The organism is Rhizobacter sp. P3_C12 (genome assembly GCF_056402735.1).
On the sequence record NZ_JBFUGW010000522.1, the window covers coordinates 1 to 2,169 of the forward strand.

Sequence of the window (2,169 nt, forward strand, 5' to 3'; positions counted from 1 at the left end):
ATGCAGCGCGGCGCGGCGCCGTTCGATGCGTGGCGCTATGCCGACCACATGCGCGCGCAGGTGGTGGCCGCGAACGTGCCGGCCGCGCCGTCGGGCTGGTTCGAGCGCGTCGTGCGCGCGGCCACCGCGGTGCTGGCGTCGGCCGCGGCCGCGCTCGGTTTCGGGCGCGGCAAGCGTGCCGAAGCCCCGACGCCACCCTCGGAGCCGATCGACGAGCCGCCGGCCGAGATGCTGCCGCCGGTGAGCGAGCTGCTGCCGGTCGGCAACGCCGGGCTGGTGCTGGTGGCGCCGTACATGCCGCGCCTGTTCATGATGCTGGGCCTGTCGGACGAACGTGCCTTCACCAGTCCGCAGGCGGCCGAGCGCGCGGCGCTGCTGCTGCAGCTGATGGTGACCGGCGAGGCCGCCGCGCCCGAGCCGGCGCTGGTGCTGAACAAGCTGCTGTGCGGCATCGAGCTCGCGCTACCGGTGCCGCGCGAACTCGCGCCGACCGAGGCCGAGCGCAGCGCCGTCGACGGGCTGCTGGCCGCCGTCATCCAGCACTGGAAGGTGCTCGGCACCACCTCGGTGGCCGGGCTGCGCGAGACCTTCCTGCAGCGCGACGGCCGGCTGCAGCATGCCGACGAGCACTGGCAGCTGAACATCGAGCCGCGCCCGTTCGACATGCTGATCGACCAGCTGCCCTGGGGCTACGCGACGATCCGCCACCCGTGGATGAAGGAGGTGCTGCATGTCGAGTGGCGCTGACCCGCGGCGCGCGCGCGTCGAGCTGAATGCCCGCGTGGTGGGGCACGAGCTCGCCTGGCTGGAGCGCGTGCTGCAGGCGCGCATCAGCCTGCATTTCGGGCAGGCCGAGGCCGCGGTGGCGCTGCCGATGGCGGCGCCGGCACTCGCCCGTGATGACGGCGACTACGCCGACCTGGTGCACGCGGCCGGCCTGGACGCCGACGAACGGCTGGTGCTCGCGCTGGCACTGGCGCCGCACCTGAAGCCGCAACTGCTCGACATGCTGTTCGTGCGCAACCGCAATCTGGATCGCGGCTTCAGCGAGTTCGGCGGTTGGAAGGGCCGCTCGCACGGCGGCTTCCTGCCGACCTGCGAGACCGCTGCCTTCCTGGTCGCCGGCGAAGACCTGGCGCGCCGCTTCGCATTGCAGCGCGCGCTCGACGAGGACCGCCCGCTGCGCCGCCACGGCCTGCTGCGGCTGCAGCACGACGGGCCGGGCGAGCCGTGGCTGAGCGCCGCGCTGCACGTCAGCGGTGACACGCTGGAGCGGCTGGCCACCGGCGAGGCGCGCAAGCCCGACTACGGCATCGGCTTCCCGGCGCGGCGCATCACCACGCGCCTCGGCTGGAGCGACCTGGTGCTCGACGGCGAGGTGATGGACGAGGTGCAGGCCATCGTCACCTGGTTCCGCCACGGCCAGCGCCTGCTGCGCGACTGGCGGCTCGACAAGGCGCTGAAGCCTGGCTACCGCAGCCTGTTCTACGGCCCGCCCGGCACCGGCAAGACGCTGACCGCGACGCTGATCGGCCAGGAGGTCGGCAGCGACGTCTACCGCATCGATCTCTCGATGGTGGTCTCGAAGTTCATCGGCGAGACCGAGAAGAACCTGGCCCAGGTGTTCGACCAGGCGCAGAGCCGGCAGTGGATCCTGTTCTTCGACGAGGCCGATGCGCTGTTCGGCAAGCGGACCGCGACCTCCAGCTCGAACGACCGCTATGCCAACCAGGAGGTGTCGTACCTGCTGCAACGGGTCGAGGATTTCCCGGGCACGGTGATCCTCGCGACCAACCTGAAGGCCAACATCGACGATGCGTTCGCGCGCCGCTTCCAGTCGCTGGTGCACTTTCCGATGCCGGACGCCGAGCAGCGCCGGCTGCTGTGGGAGGGCATGGTGCGGCACACCGGGCGGCTGGCCGACGACGTCGACCTGCAGGGGCTGGCCGAGCGGCACGAGCTGTCGGGCGGCGCGATCGCGAACGTCGTGCGCTTCGGGGCGCTGGGTGCGCTGCAGGGCGGGCGCGAGCGCATCGAGATGGCCGACCTGCGGCGCGGTGTCGCCAAGGAACTGCGCAAAGAGGGGCGCACGGCATGACGCACCGCGATGCACCGTTCCCGCGGGCCGCGCCGTGTGCGCGCTGCCGGCGGCTGCGCATCGCGCTGGCC

At 72.3% G+C, this 2,169-nt stretch carries 2 protein-coding genes; both read left to right on the forward strand.

What is annotated here, in order from left to right; genetic code table 11:
* Positions 1-747, forward strand: a 747-nt coding sequence (locus AC1DXV_RS34045) for a contractile injection system tape measure protein (protein WP_477937976.1), incomplete at its 5' end; no start/stop codon positions are given.
* Positions 731-2,098: an ATP-binding protein gene (locus AC1DXV_RS34050; protein WP_477937977.1), complete on the forward strand. Its 1,368-nt coding sequence runs from the start codon at positions 731-733 to the stop codon at positions 2,096-2,098. The genes AC1DXV_RS34045 and AC1DXV_RS34050, both read left to right, overlap by 17 nt.
* Positions 2,099-2,169: the final 71 nt, after the last annotated feature.